This window comes from Rhizobium grahamii CCGE 502, from assembly GCF_000298315.2.
In the GTDB taxonomy this organism is placed as follows: Bacteria; Pseudomonadota; Alphaproteobacteria; order Rhizobiales; family Rhizobiaceae; genus Rhizobium; species Rhizobium grahamii.
Window position 1 is genome coordinate 174,842 of record NZ_AEYE02000038.1, and the last position, 19,580, is coordinate 194,421.

Here is a 19,580-nt window from a genome sequence, read left to right on the forward strand (position 1 = left end):
TCATTTCGCGGTGGTGGACCACCAGGCATCCGGAAAACCAAGGCCATAGGTCGGATATTCGGCCGGGCGGGTGATCGTGTTCCAGTAAGCGATCGATTGCGTGTCGCGATAATACAGTGGCACGACATAGTTCCCCGCCAAGAGCACCCGGTCCATGGCCTTGATCGCGGCGACCTTTTCATCGCGGTTGGGCGCGAAGATGATCATGCGAATGAGCTCATCGACGGCCGGGTTGGCGATACCGGCATAATTGCGAGAACCTTGCTGGTTGGCCGAGCGGGACCCCCAAAACATGGCCTGCTCGTTGCCGGGATTCATTGTCTCAACCCAGGTATTCCAGATCATGTCGTAGTCGAAGCTGCGCACCCGGTTTGCATATTGCGAGGCATCCACAGTCCGAACCCGAGCATCTATCCCGATTTTCTTCAGGGTGTTCGCATAGGGCACCGCCCAGCGCTCCAACGTAGGGCTCGGCAACAGGATCTCGAAACTCATCGGCTGGCTAGTCTTGGTGTTGACCATCTGGTTGTTCTTGAGCTGCCAGCCGGCTTCTTTCAACAATGAGATCGCGGTGCGGAGGTTTTCGCGACTTTTCTGCGGATCACCACCGACCGGATTCGTATAAGGCGTGGTGAAGACCTCCGGCGGAACCTTGTCCTTCAGGCCCTGCAATATTTCAAGTTCCCGCTCCCGAGGCAATCCGGAGGAGGCGAGGTCGGTGTTCCAGAAATAGCTGTTGATGCGCTGGTAGCTGTTGAGAGCAAGCGAGCGGTTCAGTTCCTCAAAATCGAAACCGTAATTCAACGCCTTGCGAACCCTGATGTCCTTGAACAGGTCGCGCCGCATGTTGGGTACCAGAGCCTGCATGACGCCCTTTGCGCGCAGTGGATTGGCGACGTCCTCTTTCTTCACGCGCCCGTCCTTGACGCCGGGGAAATCATATCCAGTCGCCCAGCGGGCAGCGGTCGTCTCCTGCCAATAGTCGCTGTTACCGGCCCTAAAATCCTCGAACTGCGCGTCCCGGTCAGCGAAATAGGTGTAAGTGATCGACCCGAAATTGTTCTGCCCGACGTTCACGTTGAGGTCCTTGCCCCAATAGTCGTCGCGCAATTCGTAGCGGATCGTTGCGCCGGGCGAGAAGGAAGCGATTTTATAAGGACCCGAACCCATTACGGGCTCTAGCGTCGTCTTGGAAATATCGCGCGGCTTGCCGTCCGGCCCCGTGCCCTCCCACCAGTGCTTCGGCACTATGGTCAACTGTCCAAGAATATTGGGAAGCTCCTTATTGTTCTTCTCGTCGAAGATGAAGGTCACGTCGCGTTCGCCCGTCTTCTCTGCCTTAACGACATGCTTGTAGTAGTTGGACAGGAGTTGATTGAGCTCCTTCGATCGGTCGAAACTGAAAACGACGTCCTCCGGCGTCACCGAGCTTCCGTCGGCCCACTGGGCCTCCTTGCGCAGCCGGAACGTCGCTCGCGATACGTCCTCGGGAAAGGAAACGCCTTCTGCCAGCAGCCCATAGGAGGAGAGCAGCTCGTCATCAGGCGATTTCATAAGTGTTTCAAAAGGCAGCGTCAGGCCAACCGCCTTTACCCCCTTCGAAAGCAACGGGTTGAAGGTATCGTAGGTACCGGAGGCGGAAAGGCGCAGATTGCCGCCCTTAGGCGCCTCGGGATTGACGTAGTCAAAATGCTTGAAGCCGGGCTTGTATTTCAGCTCGCTGATGACGGAACTGCCGATCTGGAAATTTGGCTCCTGGGCTTTGACAGGCAGGGCCGCCGCGCCCAGCACCACAAGAGCGGCAACCAGTCTTCTCCTCGACCCGACAAACGCTATTCGCAAACCGCTATTTCGGCTAGGGCGAGAATAAGGGAAATAGAGGCGCAAAAGACGGTGCGCCAGCCCGACAACCGGTAACTTGAGTTTCTCCTGTTGTTCGGTCAGCCTACCTCGTCCCTGTAGGGTGCGGACGATGCCATCCTGGGTAAGGGCTGTAAAGTCATTGCGGAGCGTGTGGCGGTTGACACAAAATTCCTCTGCAGATGTAATTTTCGGCGGCGCTATGCCGATCTCGTTGTCAACGCTACTTCCGATCGCTTCGCGGACCTGATCCGCTATCTGACGCCAAAGCGCCACCCTGGTCTGCCTCTGAACTCGCTTCACTTCAGCCATCGTAAACCCTCTACCTGCACAAAAATTGCGGGAACCAAAACGTCGCTAGAATCGGCGACTGCATATAGCCGGCGGTCACTTGTGCGGAGACCGCTGCAAACACCGCATAAGCTTGATGAAGCTACCTTCATGAATAATCGCCATCGATCGGTAAAATTCATTGTTTGGATAGGGGCAATCCATTCCATGAATTCCGGCAGCAAAGGCAGAAGGTGAAAAAGCGGCGACCACCGAGTCGTCCATGGGAGTTCTCTAATCACGGTTGTCAGGCTGGCTTCCGTTTGCATCGCTGGTCAGGTCCATGGTTCTCTTCGAGGTCGGCTCTTTGACCGCCTCACCATGGCATTGGATTAGGCTCAAATCATCCGCGCCCTGAGAAGCTCTGGTCCCGCCCTGCCTTACATCACGCGCTAGATCGTCTTCAAGCGGTTGATCTGGCCTTCTGCCTGACTCGTTGCTCCAAGGCAGGTCGATGGCGGTATCGCGGCGAAGTACACGGGCAAAACTGGCTAAGAAGGCGAGACCAGAATGAATGGCATCATCGATCCATTGGTCCAGTTCCGCCGAGGTTCGGGCACGACTATGCCGCGAAATCGCATGGCGAAGCAGCGCAAAACAGCAAACGTCCGTGATCCCTGTTTGAGGCGTTTCCGCGCCTGATTGATGGTCAGTGCGCCGCGCGGCTTGATGCAATAAGCAGCGACGACAATAGGTGTCAGGTGCTCTGTCGGAGAGCCCAATCCGATCCGACGCCTCATCCTCCGTATCCTCATCCGTTCGGCCTTTCGGCGCGGCGCGATGTTGCCAGGAAGCACTCAAGATTAGAAAAGCTCACGGTGTACCCTCGGTGCTTTATGTCATGAAACAATGCCGACCATGGCGGTTATCATTATTCTAACACTAGGTGAGGAACGCTTCGAAGTAGAGAGGAGATGTCGGCTGTAACGCGCCCCTGCGTCGATCGGGTAGGGTTTCGAACGTCAGCCATTTCATGATGCCTCATCGGCCATATCCTGTGCGATGTGCAATGTCCGAGCAGGTCAGGCCTTCTTTGCTCAAGGCGTGTACTGTCTCGAACACATCCTACCGTGGCTGTCGATGCGCCCGGCGAAGCCAATTGCGAAAAGGCGTCTCAGGCGTCCCCTCATGCAATGCCCGATCGTCATGATCGTTCTCAATATCCTCGTCTGGTAGCAGTGCCGTGCCTGTAGCTCGGCCGGAAGGGCTCAGCGGTGCGCTCTCCATGATTGCCAATCTCTACCGCACTAGGAAGCGTGCGATCCCGGACAGAGCTCCGATCTCCTTCGCTCCCAAAGGCTGGATGCTTCTCATTTTGCAGGATGGCAAGATCGATCGCAGAGCCTACGAACTTTGCCTGTTCAGCGAGCTGAAGCGCCCGCTTGATGCTGGTGATGTCTGGGTGGAGGGGCGAAGCGGCTTCCAGTCCTTCGAAAGCTTTCCCAATTCCCAGGCCGATGTTTGATCTGATGCGCAAGATGTCGGGGGCCGACCGCGCGAAGTCTGACCACAGCGGCTGTGTTCCAGATCTTTAATCTCGCTCGACTTGATGATACCGCCACGCTATCACAGCGATCTTTTATTACGAATTTCAAAAAGAGCGAAGTTAAATGACAGTCAGAGCCTGAAAAACAATTACAGGTTAGGCGCAATGACACATCGCTCTCTTCTCGACCGCCTTGCGGGGCTCGACACCAACACGGTGTCAGACGCGCTCGACTTCCTTAATCTTTCAGGCGCTACGGTTGGAATTCGTCCCCTCTGGGCCTGCCCGAAGATCGTTGGTTACGCCAGCACCATCCAACTCGGACCGAAAAGCGATACGGCGCCGACCGTTCATCTAATTTCCCCCGTGATCGCGCGCGTCAACAGCGATGACCGAGTTCTCGTCATTGCAGGCGGCATCGATGGAATTTCCTGCTGGGGCGATATTCTCGCCAATGCCGCCAAGACGCGCGGCCTGCGTGGCTCCGTCATTGATGGCTTCAGCCGCGATATCGAAGGCAGCGAAGCAATCGAGTATCCGGTCTATGGGCGCGGCGTGACAATGGTCAGCGCGCGTAACCGCCTGATTCAACTCAACTCAGGCCAGGCCGTTAGAATTGCAGGGGTCCTAGTTCACGAGAACGATTACGTCATTGCCGACCGATGCGGCACTGCGTTCGTACCAGCAGCCCGCATCGAGGAGGTGCTCGATCTCGGTGAGCGGATCGCGCGGCGTCAGGACGGGATGGTGGCGGCCGTCAGGTCCGGCCGCTCCGTGGAAGAGGTGATGCACGACAAGGAGTTTGAAGCGATCAGACAGGAGCAATCGAAATGAGCAGGGAAGACCGTGAACTCGTCAAGCTCTTCGAAGGCCTTGATACACCAGGCGTGTCCGACGCCCTCGACAAGCTCGGGCTTGGCGGACATTGCTTTGATGTGATGCCCCTTGCAAACTACAGCCAAACGATCGTCGGACCGGCCTTCACAGTCAAGTATGTTCCCGCAGCCAACCCGCCTGGAACAGTTGGTGACTTCGTAGATGACGTGGCAGAGGGCGACGTGGTCGTTATCGACAATGGCGGCCGCTCCGACTGTACTGTCTGGGGCGACATCATGACCCAATATGCCGGCGCCCGGCGCTTCGCTGCAACCGTGATCGACGGAGTTTGCCGTGATGTGTCGAAGGCGCTCGGCGACAACTACCCTCTTTTCACCCGCGGACGCTTCATGCGCACAGGCAAGGACCGGGTCGAGGTTGGGTCGGTCAACGAGGTGGTCTCCATTGGCCAAGCCCGGGTCGTGCCGCGCGATATCGTTGTCGCGGATGCAAACGGTGTCGTTATCGTGCCCCGCCGCCGGGCCCGGGAAGTTGCGGAGATCGCTTGTCAGATTGAAAGTGTCGAGTCGAAAATCCGTGAAGCCATCGCAGTCGGCCAAACGCTGAAGCGGGCTCGGGAAACCTTGGGCTACCACCTCCTTCAGAGGAAGCCGTCATGACAGTCGTTTCTCCTATGATGGACCTGCCCGCTGATGTGTCGTCGCGGGCGCTCGCTTTAGGAAGCTCGACGCTCTTCGAAGCATCTGGTCTCCCCTGCTCTGTCGATACGGAAATACGTCCCGTGTGGACGGGCGCTGCAGTCGCCGCACCCATCTACCCTTTGGCCTGCGCACCTGGAGACAATCTCGCCATCCATGTTGCAATGGAGCGTGTTCCACGGGGGAGCGCCCTGGTGGTTGTCACTGGGAATTACATAGCGGGGTACTGGGGCGAGGTTCTGACAGTTGCTGCCGAAGCAGCAGGCGTTGCGGGACTGGTTATCGACGGCGGCGTCCGGGATGTGGCAGCACTTGCGGCTCGTCGTTTTCCGGTCTTCTCGCGCGGCATCTCCATGCGTGGCACCATCAAGGCAAGTGTTCCTTCAGTTGGCGCCCCACTTCTGTTCGGCGGCGTGCCCGCGGCGGCTGGAGATTTCCTGGTCGCTGACGATGACGGCGTCCTCATCCTGCCCAGGAGCGAAGTCGAGCGGACGCTGTCAAATGGCGAAGCGCGCGCGGACAAAGAGCGCAGCATGATGGAAAGGCTCGCCGCAGGTGAGACGACACTTGAGTTGATGGGGCTTGGCGCCTGGAGAGACAAAGCATGAGCGATGCTGCTATGCTCAATCGGCACCTTGCCGCGGCGAAACCCTGCGCGACTTACCGGATGATCGACCGGGTTGCCGCGCGCCGCGAAACAGGCGCAAAGATCATTTCACTGAGTGCCGGCGAGCCATGCTGAACGAGACTCCTGGCATGCGTTGCGACACTCCAGGTAGGGCTTTCTATGGATTTGCCTCCTGCGCAGGACTGATCGGACGAGCAACGCCAGCATCCCAGCGCCCGACGTCGGCACGAACGCGCAGACGATGGCGTGTATGATGGACACCTATGAACGTCGGGGGCACTGCCACCGGTGTCGTGACAGGCAAGCCCGTGGCACTCGGCGGATCTCTTGGACGCCCTGAGGCAACAGGTCGAGGGGTCCTTCATCGCAGCGCAACAAGCTGTCGATACCGGATCAATACTCCCCAGAAGTGCCGTTTGAATCTTCCCCAATTTAGCGTTGCCGCCGGTCTTCCGGGGCGCGCCCCGGAAGACCGGCGGCGCGTCATCACCGATACTGCTCTCGATGGTCGAGAGGGGAATGTTGGTGATCAAACTCGGGGAGATAGTCATGATTTTAGATTTGCACCGGCAGGGGTTGTCGGTGTCGGCGATCGCCAGACAGACCAACGTCGATCGAAAGACAATCCGCAAATATATTGAGCGGGGTCTCGAAGCGCCTGCTTATGGGCCACGCAAGCCGCGCGCGACGGTAATTGATCCGTTCACAGCTTATCTGCGTGAACGGGTCGCTGCCTATCCCGGCCTGAGCGGCCGGCGGCTCCTGCGAGAGCTGAAGGAGCGCGGATATGCGGGTGGCTACACGGCCGTCACGGACTTTCTCAGAGATGTTCGCCCGATCTCAGAACAGGGATTTGAAGTTCGGTTCGAAACAGCTCCCGGCGAACAGGCCCAGGTCGATTTCGCCCAGTTTCAGGTCATCTTCACCGACGAGCCGCTAACGCCGAGGATCGTCTGGCTGTTTTCCATGGTGCTGGGCCATAGCCGTCTCATCTGGGCGCGCTTTGCTATGCATCAGGACCTTCCGACGGTGCTGCGATGCCACGTCGCCGCATTCGATGCAATTGGCGGTGTTCCGCGCGAGATCCTTTACGACCGAATGAAGACTGCGGTCATCGGCGAAGGCGAAACGGGTGGCATTGTTTACAATCGCGCTCTGCTCGATCTTGCCCGCCATTACGGCTTTCATCCAAAGGCGTGCAAAGCATATCGCGCCAAGACGAAGGGAAAGGTCGAGCGGCCATTCCGCTATATCAGGGAAGACTTCTTCCTGGCACGCTCGTTTCGCAACCTCGATGACCTTAACAACCAACTGCGGTATTGGCTTGATACGGTTGCCAATCCGCGGGTGCACGCCACAACGCAGCGGGTCGTCATGGAAGCCTTCGTTGAAGAGCGCTTTCATCTGCGCCCCTTGCCTCTGGCTCCGTTCCGATCCGTGTTGAGACTGGAGCGCAGGATCTCTCGAGACGGCATGGTCAGCGTCGGCGGAAACGCCTACAGCGTGCCCGACGCCACCAGAAGGCGTCTCGTCGAGGTTCATACGCTGGCCAATGAGGTTAGGATATTCGAAGACGGTGCGTTGATCGCTGTGCATCCGGTGTTGGAAGGACGCTATCAGCGCCGTGTCGAACCCGGCCACAGAACCCTTCGCTCACAGCCGCGATCGCGACCGCACGTCAACAATGACGAGATCATTCTTCATGGATCCGGAGACAGGGTCACACAGCGGCCGCTTGCCTTCTACGACGCTGTCGCCCGAGCCATGGCGCAGGAGAACCGCACATGAGCACCGCTCTCGATTCTGTGCCGTCGATGATCGACCGCATTCGTCATGATCTTGTCGGCTTGAAGATGCCGCGTGCCCTTGAAGCTCTCGACCATGTTGTCCGTCGATTGGAACAGGGTGAACTATCGGCTCTCGAAGCAATCGACATCCTTCTTTCCGAAGAGCTGACACTGCGGGAGAACAGCCGCATAAAGACCGCCCTTCGGATGGGACGCCTGGCGACCATCAAAACACTGACCGGCTTCGATTTCACGTTTCAACCATCGCTCGACAGAGATCGGATCTTCACGCTCGCACAACTCGGCTTTGTTGACCGCCACGAGGCCATTCATTTCCTCGGGCCGCCGGGAACCGGCAAAAGCCATCTGGCAATCGCGCTCGGCGTCGAAGCTGTCAAAGCCGGCAAGAGCGTCTACTTCTGCACGCTGGCCGATCTCATTGCTGCCCTATCAAGAGCCGAACGCGAAGGACGGCTGCAAGAACGCATCCGCTTCTTCTGCAGGCCCAGTCTCCTGATCGTCGACGAGATCGGTTATCTCCCGGTCATCGCCGGCGGCGGCAATCTGTTCTTCCAGCTCGTCAATGCTCGCTACGAGAGAGGCGCGATGATCCTCACATCCAATCGCGGCTTTGCCGAATGGGGCGATGTTTTCGGAGATGCCGTGGTCGCAACGGCCCTCCTCGACAGACTTTTGCATCATGCCGTCGTCGTCCAAATCGAGGGTTCAAGCTACAGGCTGCGCCAGCATGCCGAATTGATGCCTGAACACGTGCGATCAAAAGCTTTGATCACCCCGCCATCCTTCGCCCCGCCACAACGCCCGCGCGGCAGACCGCCGAAAAATACCCAATTCTCCACGTCGTCCGGAGCGGCATAATTGGGGAATTTTACTTCGGCACTTCTGAGGAAATTCCACCCGGCATTGACACAAGCTGGTCTTCGGCGCGTCGTCCCCATCGAAGGAGCACGCGTCGCTGTTCAGGGATTTGGCAATGTCGGAGGTATCGCCGCACGGCTCTTCGAGCAGGCAGGAGCCAGGATAGTGGCTCTGCAAGATCACTCTGCGACCCTCGTGGACGAAGCCGGAATCAATGTACTGGCGGCAGGCGAGCACGTGGGCCGGACGGGACCGTTGGAAGTTTTTTGCCGAGTGTAGAAGTTGCGACCGAAACCTTTTGGCTCGTCCCCACCGAGTTTATGGTGCCGGCGGCGTTGGAAGGCCAGCTTCTTTCCGAGCGGGCAAAGCGTCTTGAAACCAAGATCGTCGTGGATGGTCCCAATGGACCGACGACACCGGCTGCGGATGACATCCTCAATGACCGGGGCATTCTGGCTGTGCCAGACGTTCTGGCCAATGCTGGCGGAATGACTGTATCCTATTTCGAATGGGTGCAAGACTTCTCGTCCTTTTTCTGGACCGAAGAGGAAATCAATGCCTAGCTGGAGAGGATCATGGTCTGCGCCTTCGATTCCATCTGGACCATTGCCGACGAGCCGAAAGTTTCGTTGCGCACAGCCACTTTCATCATCACGTGCCAGCGTATCCTCTCGGCTCGGGAGCAGCGCGGCTGTATCCTAAGTTCAAAATCTCGCGCGCTGCTCTTTAGACAAACGAGGAAGTTCCACGGATGAGTCAGATGTTTCAGAAAGTCACATTTACTCAGAACCATTCCGGCACTGACCTGGTGATTTCCGCTATTCATCGCGAAGGAGAGAAGGCTCCCCTTTTGTTTCTTCACGGTTTTGGGTCGACGAAAGAAGACTATGCAGATTTCGTTCAACTACACGCGTTGCAAGGACATTCTTTCCTGGCCATTGACGCTCCTGGCTGCGGTGAGACGTACTGTTCCGACCTGTCAAAACTATCGATTCCGTTCCTGGCGGAAACCGCACTGCGCGTCGCCGACGCAGCCGGATTCGATCGTTTTCATCTCGTTGGTCATTCCATGGGCGGGCTGACCGCCCTGGTACTTGCTCACAAGCAACCGGATCGAATTCTTAGCTTCGTTGATATTAAGGGAAATCTGGCCCCCGAGGACTGTTTTCTTTCGAGGCAGATCCTGGATTATCCCGATGCCGACGACGAGCGGTTTTTTGACGATTTCATCGAGCGAACTCACAGCTCGCCGACATTTTCAAGCGCTCTTTATGCGGCCACTCTTCGCTCCAAGGTGCGCGTAGAGGCGGTACGTCCGATCTTCGAGTCGATGGTCGATTTTTCAGACAATTGGGATTTACTTCCCAAATTCCTCGACTTGCCCATGCCGAAGATGTTTATGTTTGGAGAGCAGTATGCAACGCTTTCCTATCTCCCGGTACTTCGGGCAAATCGGGTCCGGCTCGCAGAGATTCCCCACTGTGGACATTTCCCGATGTATTCAAATCCTCCTGCTATGTGGGATGAGATTGCCGACTTTGTCGCGACGGTATAGCGAGCGCTCCACATGAACTTGCAGCGGGGAAGGTCCAGCTAACGCGCATTCATGTCTTTTTTGTTCGCTTCTGGTTCAATTGGGACACAACCACGTCGACCATGGGATGAAACCGGTTCCTGTTCCATGCCAGCGCTGCGGTGACGACCACCACTCTTTCCTTAAGCGGACGGACCACAACGTTATCCGGTGCAAGTTTCCGCATGGAAGCTGGGACCAGCGCCAGGCCCTGGCCGCAACTAACATAGGCAATCTGCGACGCAACCGACCTCACTTCATGTAGAACGCGAGGTGCGAAGCCGTGCGAACGGCAAACCGAAACCAACATGTCGAAATAAACCGGGCTCACCTGGCGAGAGGACATGACCAGTTGTTCGGCTTCCAACGACTTTAGACGGACCCTCGGCAGAGTGGCTAAAGGGTGCTCCTTCGGCAGCGCAACGGCAAGGCGATCCTCCGTCAGCGGCATGGTGGCGATTCCGCTGCCCAATTCGCCCTCGAGTCTTACGAACGCAAGATCAAGCTCACCGGCTTCCAGACCGGGGATCGCCTCGACGCTATCGATCTCCCTTACGAAGACCGTAAGGTTGGGGTGGGTTGATCTAAGATCATCGAGCAGCGGCGGAACTGTGTCAAGCATTGCAGAGGTGATAGCTCCGACGTGCAGCACCCCGGACTGGCCTGCGGCAACCTCTTTGATAACCGTTTCCAGTTGTTCAACCTGGCCTGCAAACCTTCGGACAGCGGGAAGGATTGCTGCACCAGCTGCGCTGAGCTTGGTGCCGCGCCGCGAGCGATCGAAGAGTTGCAGCTTGAGTGATTGCTCCAAAACCTTGATTTGCTCGGTGAGCGGTGGCTGGGACATCCCGAGTCGGCTCGCTGCGCGGCCAAAGTGTTCTTCCTCGGCTACCGCGAGAAACATCCATAGTTGACGAACAAGCCGGAAGTCGACGACGCTCAAATGCTAGCTCCCAAAATCGATGCCTATTCGGCATTTTATATCGCGGAGCCACTACTACAAAAGATTATAAATCACGTTCTTCGCGATTCCGGTTCGATCCCGAGCACCCCTGCCCGTTCTCGGTAATCACCAGAGCTCTTTGTGATTCCCAGGCCAAGTGCCGCGGTTAACTCTGCGCCAACGCCCCCAGTGTTCCGCATTTCCTATCACAGAGATAGGTTGGTAGAATTTCACATGTCATTAGCAATGAGTAAATTTGCGTGTCCGGAGTCCCACCAATTCGAAGAGACGTAAGGTGCGAGCCAAATTGTTGATCGCTCAGAAACGTGGTCGGCCGATCTGCTGAGGGCCGGCTTGAAAGGCTCGACCACATAGCATTGCCAACCTGGACGCAAACGTTCAACCGCTTCCGGGACGCGTCGGTGCGTACGGCGGCGTCATACCTCCCCATAACCTATGCAGATCAAAGGATTACAAACTTAAGGCATCTATAGCACAGCAGCCGGCATGTCATATTAGGCGGGCCGATTTATGGCGGTTGCCCTCGAAAAACCGCGTCGTCTTTAGCTCGTGGTCCTCACGTGAGAAGTTCGGAATCGACGGTGGACTTCAAGTCCATGGCACGGACACCCGCGGATGATCGAGGTGCCGTTGGCCACCGATTTTCTAAGGTGAACATGAAACTAATTAGCTCCGCCTCACCAGCAGGCCGTTAAGCAGCAGGTCGAAATAGGCTCGCATAAAGGCATCCTTGTTAGGCGTTCGCGCGCGGCGGTCGTCAAATATCAGGCGCAGAATTGTTGTTGTCAAAATGGGCGCGACCACGATGTCGGAGAATTCCACTGGCATCTGGCGAAATTCTCCAGACGACATACCCTCGCGCATGAGATCCTCGATTTTTGCTATGATCGGTGCGATGAACTGATCGTGATGACGATCGATCAGGTCGGGAAACCGGTGCCCTTCCGAAATGACCAGCCGCAAGAGCTCGCGGGTGATGCGGTCTTCAACGATCTGATCGTAGAGCAAACCAAGAATTGCTTTCAGCCGGTCCGTAACGCTGCCGTCGAGCCGGTCGGTGTTGTCAAGCAGTTCATGAAACGCCACTGAAAAATGGCTAATCATGGCTTCGAAAAGCTGCTCCTTCGTCTCGAAATAGACGTAGACCGTGCCCTTTGTGACCCCAACTCTGTCGGCAATGTCTTCGACACGCGTGGCGGTGAAACCATTTCTCACAAACTCCTCGAAGGCAGCATCCAGGATTTGTGCGGGCCGCAACGCTTTCTGTTCGGCGCGTGTGAGTTTTTTCTGGGCTGACATTCCTCGCTCCCCGTCGTCAGTCATCGCATCCATGCGACCTAAGTTTCATTGACTAATACGTCAGTCAATTATATAGGACCTGCCGTTGAGAGCAAGAGGTCAACTATGAGAACCATTCGGATCGTCACAGCGATCGTATGCGCGATCGGTCTCGCATCCTGCAGCGATGAGAGCAGGCCAACCGAACCGGCCCAGAGGGCCGTCGGCGTCGTCGTCGCAAAGCCTGAACCGCTAATCCAGGGCGGCGCGATCACGGGCGACGTCCGCGCCCGCGTTCAGACCGATCTGTCCTTCCGCGTCAGCGGCAAGATCGTCCAGCGGCTGGTCGAGGTTGGGCAGTCCGTGAAGGCGGGACAGTTGCTTGCCCGCATCGATCCGGAGGAGCAAAAGGCCGATCTGGATGTGGCGGCGGCCAATCTTCAGTCGGCGCAGGCGCAGCAGATCCAGGCGCAGCTTGCATTCGACCGCCAGCAGAGCCTGTTTCGCACGCAGGTGACAACGCGTGCGGCGCTCGATCAGGCGCAGGAAGCGCTTCTGACGGCGCAGTCATCCACCAAATCAGCGCAGGCACTATTCGAAACCGCACAGGACACACTGTCCTATGCGGAGCTGAAGGCCGATGCCGATGGCGTGATCACCGCCCGCAACGCCGAGGTCGGCCAGGTGGCGCAGGCAGCCCAGGTCGTCTTCACCCTTGCTCATGACGGCGACCGCGATGCCGTCTTCGAGGTGGTCGAAAGCGCGTTCCTTCGACCGATTGACGGTGATGGGACCATTACCCTTCTGTCCGACCCCACTCAGAAGATCGCAGCGAAGCTTCGCGAGATCTCCCCGACGATCGATTCCTCGACCGGCACCATCAGGGTCAAGGTCGCGATCACGAGCGACGCTCCCATTCCGCTCGGCGCTCCCGTCGTCGGAAAATTCAATTACGTCCCGCAGGACGTCATTCAGCTGCCCTGGTCGGCAATGACGTCCAAGGACGGCAAGCCGGCAGTCTGGATCGTCGATCCCGCGTCCTCTGCCGTTTCGCTTCGAGCGATCGACGTCACGGGCTACGAGACGGGCAGCTTCATCACCAAGTCGGGCGTCTCGGCAGGGGAGGTCGTCGTTACCGACGGGACCAAATTCCTCAGGCCCGGTGAAATCGTGTCTTATGTCAAGGAAGCTGCCAAGTGAGCATACGTCAAAAGATAATCCTCCTGATGATGGGGACTGCCCTGATCTCCTCTTGCACCAATCAGGAGGAAGGCAAGGAAGAAGCGCCCCGTCCTGTGCTGTCGACAATCGTCAAACAGACGCCCGCAACGACACTCGGCCTGACCGGCACGGTCGAGCCGACGATCGAGACCGAACTCAGCTTCCGGATTCTCGGGCGGATGATCGCCCGCAATGTCAATGTCGGAGATGTCGTCAAGCGTGGTGATGTCGTTGCCGCCATCGATCCCGTGGCGCTGGAGCTTGCGGTGCGCAACGCCCAGTCCGACGTGGAAAACAGCGATGCTCAGCTCAGAAACGCGGTGACCACGGAGCAGCGCCAGCGCGCGCTGGTCGAATCGCGCTCCGGCACAGAAGCCTCGCTCGAAGAAGCAGAACAGGCGAGACGGACGGCCGCAGCCGCTGTCGCCAAGGCGCAGGCCAATTTCGACAAGGCCAAGGAACAGCTCGGCTATGCGCAGCTTCAGGCGGAATTCGATGGCGTGGTGACGGCGACCTCGGCCGAGGTCGGCCAGGTCGTGTCGGCCGGTCAGACGGTCGTGACCATCGCGCGGCCGGACAAGCGCGACGCGGTCGTCGACGTGCCCCAAGCAGCCGTTCAGAAATTGAAGATCGGCGCCCCGTTCGAAGTGACGCTGCAGCTGGATCCCGAGATTCGCGCGTCGGGAGTGGTGCGCGAAATCGCGCCGGAGGCGGAAACCGCCACCCGTACCAGCAGGACCAAGATCGCACTCAGCGACCCACCTGAAGCCTTCAGGCTCGGCGCGGTCATATCAGCCTCGGCAACCATTGCCGCCAATCCCGAGATCGTGCTGCCGTCCTCAGCGATCCTTGCCGGAGCCGACGGTCCAAGCGTCTGGATCGTCGACGAACCCGGCAAGAAGGTGTCGCTGCGCCGCGTGAAGATCGACGGCGACGTCGTCGACGGCGGCACCGTGCGTGTCACCGAAGGGCTGGCCCCCGGCGAAAGAGTGGTCGTAGCAGGCGTGCATAAACTTGAAGATGGTCAGGCCATCAAGATCGACCAGGAGATCAGAAAGTGAAGTCCTTCAATCTTTCCGACTGGGCGCTCGAACACCGTTCGCTCGTCTGCTACTTCATGATCGTCTTCATTCTCGCCGGCGCCTTCTCCTACCTGAACCTCGGCCGCGAGGAGGATCCGAATTTCACCATCAAGACGATGGTGATCACCGCACAGTGGCCGGGCGCTTCGGCCGAGGAAGTGACGCGGCAGGTGACCGACCGGATCGAGAAAAAGCTCCAGGAGCTGGAATCGCTCGACTATACCAAGAGCGAGACCGTCGCCGGCCAGACGACCGTCTTCGTCGAGCTGCTGCCGACCACCAAGGCAAAGGATGTCGCGCCGACCTGGCTGCGCATCCGCAACATGATCGCGGACATCAAAAGTGATTTCCCGAGCGGCGTCATCGGTCCATTCTACAATGACCGCTTCGGCGACGTCTTCGGAAACATCTATGCCTTCACCAGCGACGGGCTGACCAAGCGCCAGCTTCGCGATCTCGTGGAAACTGCCCGCTCGGAAGTTCTGACCGTGCCCAATGTCGGCAAGGTCGATGTGATCGGCGCGCAGGACGAGGCGATCTATCTGGAATTTTCCACCCGCCAGATCGCCGCTCTCGGCATCGACCAGCAGTCGGTCATCCAGACCCTGCAGGCGCAGAACGCCGTGACCCAGTCCGGCTTCGTCGATGCCGGGCCGGAGCGCATCGCCTTGCGGGTGAGCGGGCAGTTCACCTCCGAGGAAAGCCTGCGGTCGATCAATCTTCGCATCAATGATCGTTTCTTCCCGCTGACCGACGTCGCAACGATCACGCGCGGATATGTCGATCCGCCGTCGGCGCTGTTCCGTTTCAACGGCCAGCCGGCAATCGGACTTGCCATTGGCATGAAGCAGGGCGCCAATCTCCTGCAGTTCGGCGAGGCGCTCGACGCTGAAATGAAACAGATCGTCGTCGATCTTCCAGTAGGTGTGGATGTCAGCCGGGTTTCTGATCAGCCGGCAGTGGTTGACGAGGCTGTATCGGGCTTTACGAGCGCGCTGTTTGAGGCGGTTGCCATCGTGCTCGTCATCAGCTTCATCAGTCTTGGCCTTCGTGCCGGGATGGTGGTGGCGATCTCCATTCCTCTCGTGTTGGCCATCACCTTTGTTGTGATGGAGTACTCCGGCATCTCGCTGCAGCGCATTTCGCTCGGCGCGTTGATCATCGCACTCGGGCTACTCGTCGACGACGCCATGATCGCCGTCGAGATGATGGTGGCGCGACTGGAGGCCGGCGACGACCTGAAAAAGGCCGCCACCTACGTCTATACATCGACAGCCTTTCCGATGCTGACGGGAACGCTCGTCACTGTCGCGGGCTTCATTCCAGTTGGCCTCAATAGCAGCGCCGCCGGCGAATTCACCTTTACCCTCTTCGTGGTGATCGCGGTGTCGCTGGTCGTCTCTTGGATTGTCGCGGTGCTGTTCACGCCGCTTCTCGGCATCACCATCCTGCCGAAGACAATGAAGTCGCACCACGAGAACAAGGGCCGCTTCGCCACAATCTTCTCCTGGCTGCTGCGGCTGGCGATGCGCTGGCGCTGGGTCACCATCATACTGACCGTCGGTGTCTTCGGCCTCTCGATCGGCGGCATGGGGTTGGTGCAGCAGCAATTCTTCCCCAATTCCGACAGGCCCGAGCTGATCATCGACTGGAACCTGCCCCATAACAGCTCGATTGCCGAGACTAACAGGCAGATGGCCAAGTTCGAAAGGGAAATGCTGGCCGATAACAAGGATATCGATCACTGGACGACCTATGTCGGCCAGGGCGCGCCGCGCTTCATCCTTTCCTTCGACGTGCAGACGCCCGACGTGTCGTTCGGACAGACGGTGATCGTCACCAAAGGCCTCGACGTGCGAGACAAGGTGCGGGCGGAACTGCAGGACTATCTGACGAAAACCTTCCCTGGCACCGACGCTTTCGTGAAGCTTCTCGATATCGGCCCACCGGTGGGCAAGCCGGTCCAGTACCGCATAAGCGGCCCCGATATCCAAAAGGTCCGGGATATCTCCCAACAATTTGCAGGCGTTGTCGGTACCCATCCGCTGCTGTCGAACATGGTGCTGGACTGGAACGAGCCCTCGCGCGTGGTAAAGGTCGATGTGCTGCAGGATAAGGCGCGCCAGCTTGGCGTCTCCTCGGAGGATATCGCCACCGCCCTCAACGGCATCGTTGAAGGCTTGACGGCGACCCAGATTCGCGACGATATCTATCTGGTCAACGTCATCGGGCGCGCGAAGGCTTCCGAGCGCGGCTCCATCCAGACGCTCGAGAATCTGCAGCTCTCAACCTCCAACGGCAAGATCGTGCCGCTCTCGGCTGTGGCGAACTTCCGCTACGAACTGGAGCAGCCGACGATCTGGCGCCGCGACAGGCGGCCGACCATCACACTGAAGGCGGCCGTCATCGGCTCCACGCAGCCGGCGACGATCGTAGACCAGCTGAAGCCGAAGGTTGAGGAGTTCCAGAAGGGGCTGCCCGCGGGATACGAGGTCGAAATCGGCGGGGCGGTCGAATCCAGCTCCGAGGCCCAGGGACCAATTGTCGCCGTGGCGCCGCTGATGCTGTTTACGATGGCGACGATCCTAATGATCCAGTTGCAGAGCTTCAGCCGCCTCTTCCTGGTGTTTGCGGTTGCGCCGACCGCGCTAATTGGCGTAGTCGCGGCGCTTTTGTTGAGCAATGCTGCGATGGGCTTCGTAGCGATCCTCGGCGTCCTAGCCTTGATCGGTATCCTGATCCGAAACTCGGTCATCCTTGTCGTGCAAATCGAGCATCTGCGGGCCGAAGGGGTGGCTGCATGGCAGGCGGTTGTTGAGGCCACCGAACACCGTATGCGGCCGATCATGTTGACGGCGGCGGCTGCGACCCTCGCGCTGATCCCGATCTCGCGCGAGATTTTCTGGGGACCGATGGCCTACGCCATGATGGGCGGCATCGTTGTGGGAACGGCGCTCACTCTGCTGTTCCTGCCGGCGCTCTACGTCACCTGGTTCAGGATCCCAAGGAATGAAGGCGTCTGGGCCGAAGCCGCGGCTGAGACGTGAGGGGTGCCATCCGTAAGGAAGGGCACGGCGATCGCCTATCCGGCTGCGAAGCCGGACCCCGAAAGACAGTTCGCCGCTGTCCAGCGCAAGCAGCTACTCAAGGATGCCTTCCTTCCAGGAGGCGGCGTTCGCCTCCGCTCAGCCCGACGGCACCATCGGCGTCTTCGTGCTTGGCTACAATTACAGTTATCAGGAGGCGCTCTATCGCACCGCTCAAATCGCCGCGGACGCTAGCTAAAATTCGCGCGCTGTCGATCCTGTTCTGGCTTCGGCCGCAGCTGTTGCCGGATATGTTGCCGATCGCGACGCCGCGCTCGCGTCGAGAAGCGATCTCGATGCTCACGTCGCTCTCCGAATCCGGCAAGGCGAAGCGCATCACGTCGATTCAAGCGTCTGACGGCCTGGGGCACGACCGCTATACCGACATGTCACCCCTCGAACCGCTCCAGCATTTGCCTCAACTGCGCGTTTTGCAACATGAGCTTTGTGGCCAGCTGACTCCTGAGCAGATTGATCTCTTTATCCAGGCTCACTTCGTTTGTAGTGTCGTTGACGTGGGGAGCGTTTGGAACCGCAATCGCTTTATTGCCGCGACCTCTTTGCTTACGCTGTGCGACCTCAACAGCTCCCTGAATGTGTAAAGCACGATGAGCGGCGATGATGGTTGTTCCAGTCTCGCCGGGCGGAGCTGGATCAGCGACCTGCGCGACCTCAGCATCTTCGCCGTCGACCTGGCCATCGTTTTCGACTTTTTCGGAATGTACACGCTCTGTGACAATTGTAGCGGTTTGTTCGTGACGGTGTGCCGCATCGCTTCTCGGCCCCTCCCCACTATTCAGGCTCTCCTCAACAGGCGCTTCAGTCGGATCGGCAGTTTCCGACGGGCACCCTTGCGTAGCGTTCTCGGTCGAGCTGTTTTCTCGCCTTTGCTCGCGTTCCGGTGAGACCAGTCCGACAAGAAATTTCCAGGGAGACGCCATCTCTCTGACCTCGCTTTTTATTCCGACAGCAGGGTGCAAGCTTTCGATCCGGCAACGGCATCGACCGCTACCAAACTTTATGTTTCGATAAGCATAGCAAATGCGGCCGGCGATTGACCGGCTACTATATCAATCGAGCTTGAGCCGTTTGCGCAGATCGGCATTTTCAGCGCGAAGCTTTTCAGCGAGAAGCTTGCGCAGTCGCTGATTTTCCTCTTCCAGCTGCAAGAGATCCGCCATCTCATCGATCGCGGTCATTGGCGCGGCCGAGGCGTTCTGAACGGCCTTTGGGGCACGACTAACACGCGGACGTTTGGCACTCGACGCGGCTTCGGTCGCCTTTGCCTTGGGCCCTCTCCTCTTCACGCCACCGGCGCCGGTCGGCGCAACTGCCGCCTCTGCCGTAGCGTCAGCTGACGACGTCTCGAGCGCCGCTGCTTTCTTGGCGCGGGGTTTGCGCTGTTTCTTCGGCGCGGTAAGCGTCTCGACGACGGTCGGTCCATCGGCCTTGGTTGTCGCATCAGTCTCGTCGGCCATGCTCGTCTCCTGTGTAACTGATACAGTAGTTGACGTCCCAAGAGGCGATGTCAACAACGACTTGCGGTCAGGTTGCAGGACAGACATGTCACCGTCAGATTCGCCACGCTGAGAGCTATCTGACAGATGCAGCGATGTCTCTTCCTCCAGATCGCGAGCGACTGACTTCAGGTCCATGTTGCCCCAGATCGAGTTCGACTTAGGATCGAGTTTTCGCCTACCGTTTTTATACTCGACGGCAAAACTGCGTTGCACTTTCTTCAATATAAGAGACCTTGGAGAATCGACGGGATGGCTGGTGATATGCCGAGGCATCCGAAATAGCGCTTACTGAACCGTCAGTCTATACCCACGGAGTCGCCTGCTGCCAGTTTTTTGGCGTCGAATTAGGGG

15 protein-coding genes and 4 pseudogenes are annotated in these 19,580 nt (G+C 58.3%); 14 read left to right on the forward strand and 5 right to left on the reverse strand.

The features are described from left to right. Nucleotides 1-2,172, reverse strand: a complete 2,172-nt coding sequence (locus RGCCGE502_RS33005; protein WP_439332357.1) for an ABC transporter substrate-binding protein — start codon at nucleotides 2,170-2,172, stop codon at nucleotides 1-3. Between the two features lie 1,201 nt (nucleotides 2,173-3,373). Here RGCCGE502_RS33005 and RGCCGE502_RS33015 point away from each other — a divergent pair. From RGCCGE502_RS33015 to RGCCGE502_RS33050, 10 genes and pseudogenes are all read left to right on the forward strand, one after another. Further along, nucleotides 3,374-3,655: a hypothetical protein gene (locus RGCCGE502_RS33015; RefSeq protein ID WP_141652466.1), complete on the forward strand. Its 282-nt coding sequence runs from the start codon at nucleotides 3,374-3,376 to the stop codon at nucleotides 3,653-3,655. Nucleotides 3,656-3,841: 186 nt separating this feature from the next. After that, on the forward strand, nucleotides 3,842-4,510 hold the full coding sequence (locus tag RGCCGE502_RS33020) for an RraA family protein (protein WP_016558580.1): 669 nt from the start codon (nucleotides 3,842-3,844) through the stop codon (nucleotides 4,508-4,510). After that, nucleotides 4,507-5,172: an RraA family protein gene (locus RGCCGE502_RS33025; RefSeq protein ID WP_016558581.1), complete on the forward strand. Its 666-nt coding sequence runs from the start codon at nucleotides 4,507-4,509 to the stop codon at nucleotides 5,170-5,172. The genes RGCCGE502_RS33020 and RGCCGE502_RS33025 overlap by 4 nt, the downstream gene beginning before the upstream one ends. Then, nucleotides 5,169-5,819: an RraA family protein gene (locus RGCCGE502_RS33030; RefSeq protein ID WP_016558582.1), complete on the forward strand. Its 651-nt coding sequence runs from the start codon at nucleotides 5,169-5,171 to the stop codon at nucleotides 5,817-5,819. Before RGCCGE502_RS33025 ends, RGCCGE502_RS33030 begins: the two co-directional genes overlap by 4 nt. Continuing rightward, a pseudogene (locus RGCCGE502_RS36205) lies at nucleotides 5,816-5,947 on the forward strand (aspartate aminotransferase); the annotation flags it as partial. The gene RGCCGE502_RS33030 and the pseudogene RGCCGE502_RS36205, both read left to right, overlap by 4 nt. Nucleotides 5,948-6,044: 97 nt before the next feature. Next, nucleotides 6,045-6,202, forward strand: a pseudogene (locus RGCCGE502_RS36990) (Glu/Leu/Phe/Val dehydrogenase); the annotation flags it as partial. Between the two features lie 162 nt (nucleotides 6,203-6,364). Beyond that, complete coding sequence (istA, locus tag RGCCGE502_RS33035) at nucleotides 6,365-7,627, forward strand: IS21 family transposase (protein WP_040676236.1); 1,263 nt, start codon at nucleotides 6,365-6,367, stop codon at nucleotides 7,625-7,627. Further along, the gene (istB, locus tag RGCCGE502_RS33040; protein ID WP_016558585.1) at nucleotides 7,624-8,505 is read left to right on the forward strand and encodes an IS21-like element helper ATPase IstB; all 882 of its coding nucleotides are present in this window, start codon (nucleotides 7,624-7,626) and stop codon (nucleotides 8,503-8,505) included. Before istA ends, istB begins: the two co-directional genes overlap by 4 nt. A 51-nt stretch (nucleotides 8,506-8,556) precedes the next feature. Continuing rightward, nucleotides 8,557-9,260: pseudogene (locus RGCCGE502_RS36210) on the forward strand (Glu/Leu/Phe/Val family dehydrogenase); the annotation flags it as partial. Between the two features lie 5 nt (nucleotides 9,261-9,265). Beyond that, entirely contained in the window at nucleotides 9,266-10,060 is a 795-nt protein-coding gene (locus tag RGCCGE502_RS33050) for an alpha/beta fold hydrolase (protein ID WP_040676237.1), read from the forward strand. Nucleotides 10,061-10,109: 49 nt separating this feature from the next. On the opposite strand, the gene RGCCGE502_RS33055 is transcribed toward RGCCGE502_RS33050, so the two are convergent. Together RGCCGE502_RS33055 and RGCCGE502_RS33060 are read right to left on the reverse strand one after the other, a co-directional pair. Beyond that, the gene (locus RGCCGE502_RS33055) at nucleotides 10,110-11,021 is read right to left on the reverse strand and encodes a LysR substrate-binding domain-containing protein (protein ID WP_016558589.1); all 912 of its coding nucleotides are present in this window, start codon (nucleotides 11,019-11,021) and stop codon (nucleotides 10,110-10,112) included. Between the two features lie 687 nt (nucleotides 11,022-11,708). Continuing rightward, nucleotides 11,709-12,341 carry a TetR/AcrR family transcriptional regulator gene (locus RGCCGE502_RS33060; protein ID WP_016558590.1) on the reverse strand — a complete coding sequence of 211 codons (633 nt, stop codon included), beginning with the start codon at nucleotides 12,339-12,341 and terminating at the stop codon, nucleotides 11,709-11,711. Between the two features lie 105 nt (nucleotides 12,342-12,446). Between RGCCGE502_RS33060 and RGCCGE502_RS33065 the strand changes: the two genes are divergently transcribed. The 4 genes and pseudogenes from RGCCGE502_RS33065 to RGCCGE502_RS36215 all read left to right on the forward strand — a co-directional run. Beyond that, on the forward strand, nucleotides 12,447-13,520 hold the full coding sequence (locus RGCCGE502_RS33065; RefSeq protein ID WP_016558591.1) for an efflux RND transporter periplasmic adaptor subunit: 1,074 nt from the start codon (nucleotides 12,447-12,449) through the stop codon (nucleotides 13,518-13,520). Then, on the forward strand, nucleotides 13,517-14,602 hold the full coding sequence (locus RGCCGE502_RS33070; protein ID WP_016558592.1) for an efflux RND transporter periplasmic adaptor subunit: 1,086 nt from the start codon (nucleotides 13,517-13,519) through the stop codon (nucleotides 14,600-14,602). The genes RGCCGE502_RS33065 and RGCCGE502_RS33070 overlap by 4 nt, the downstream gene beginning before the upstream one ends. Continuing rightward, nucleotides 14,599-17,670, forward strand: a complete 3,072-nt coding sequence (locus tag RGCCGE502_RS33075) for an efflux RND transporter permease subunit (protein ID WP_016558593.1) — start codon at nucleotides 14,599-14,601, stop codon at nucleotides 17,668-17,670. Before RGCCGE502_RS33070 ends, RGCCGE502_RS33075 begins: the two co-directional genes overlap by 4 nt. Before the next feature lie 3 nt (nucleotides 17,671-17,673). Further along, a pseudogene (locus RGCCGE502_RS36215) lies at nucleotides 17,674-18,047 on the forward strand (alpha/beta hydrolase); the annotation flags it as partial. A 51-nt stretch (nucleotides 18,048-18,098) separates the two neighbouring features. Here RGCCGE502_RS36215 and RGCCGE502_RS33085 read toward each other — a convergent pair. Beyond that, the gene (locus tag RGCCGE502_RS33085; RefSeq protein WP_016558595.1) at nucleotides 18,099-18,650 is read right to left on the reverse strand and encodes a hypothetical protein; all 552 of its coding nucleotides are present in this window, start codon (nucleotides 18,648-18,650) and stop codon (nucleotides 18,099-18,101) included. A 129-nt stretch (nucleotides 18,651-18,779) separates the two neighbouring features. After that, entirely contained in the window at nucleotides 18,780-19,451 is a 672-nt protein-coding gene (locus RGCCGE502_RS37665) for a transcriptional regulator (protein WP_176705747.1), read from the reverse strand. Between the last annotated feature and the right edge of the window lie 129 nt (nucleotides 19,452-19,580).

Bases quoted from the DNA above. Each gene is read 5' to 3' on its own strand.
- RGCCGE502_RS33020 (WP_016558580.1), top strand. From the start codon at position 3,842: ATGACACATCGCTCTCTTCTCGACCGCCTTGCGGGGCTCGACACCAAC.
- RGCCGE502_RS33030 (WP_016558582.1), top strand. From the start codon at position 5,169: ATGACAGTCGTTTCTCCTATGATGGACCTGCCCGCTGATGTGTCGTCG.
- RGCCGE502_RS33065 (WP_016558591.1), top strand. From the start codon at position 12,447: ATGAGAACCATTCGGATCGTCACAGCGATCGTATGCGCGATCGGTCTC.
- RGCCGE502_RS33085 (WP_016558595.1), bottom strand. From the start codon at position 18,650: ATGGCGTCTCCCTGGAAATTTCTTGTCGGACTGGTCTCACCGGAACGC.
- RGCCGE502_RS33005 (WP_439332357.1), bottom strand. From the start codon at position 2,172: ATGGCTGAAGTGAAGCGAGTTCAGAGGCAGACCAGGGTGGCGCTTTGG.
- RGCCGE502_RS33025 (WP_016558581.1), top strand. From the start codon at position 4,507: ATGAGCAGGGAAGACCGTGAACTCGTCAAGCTCTTCGAAGGCCTTGAT.
- RGCCGE502_RS33060 (WP_016558590.1), bottom strand. From the start codon at position 12,341: ATGTCAGCCCAGAAAAAACTCACACGCGCCGAACAGAAAGCGTTGCGG.
- RGCCGE502_RS33050 (WP_040676237.1), top strand. From the start codon at position 9,266: ATGTTTCAGAAAGTCACATTTACTCAGAACCATTCCGGCACTGACCTG.
- istB (WP_016558585.1), top strand. From the start codon at position 7,624: ATGAGCACCGCTCTCGATTCTGTGCCGTCGATGATCGACCGCATTCGT.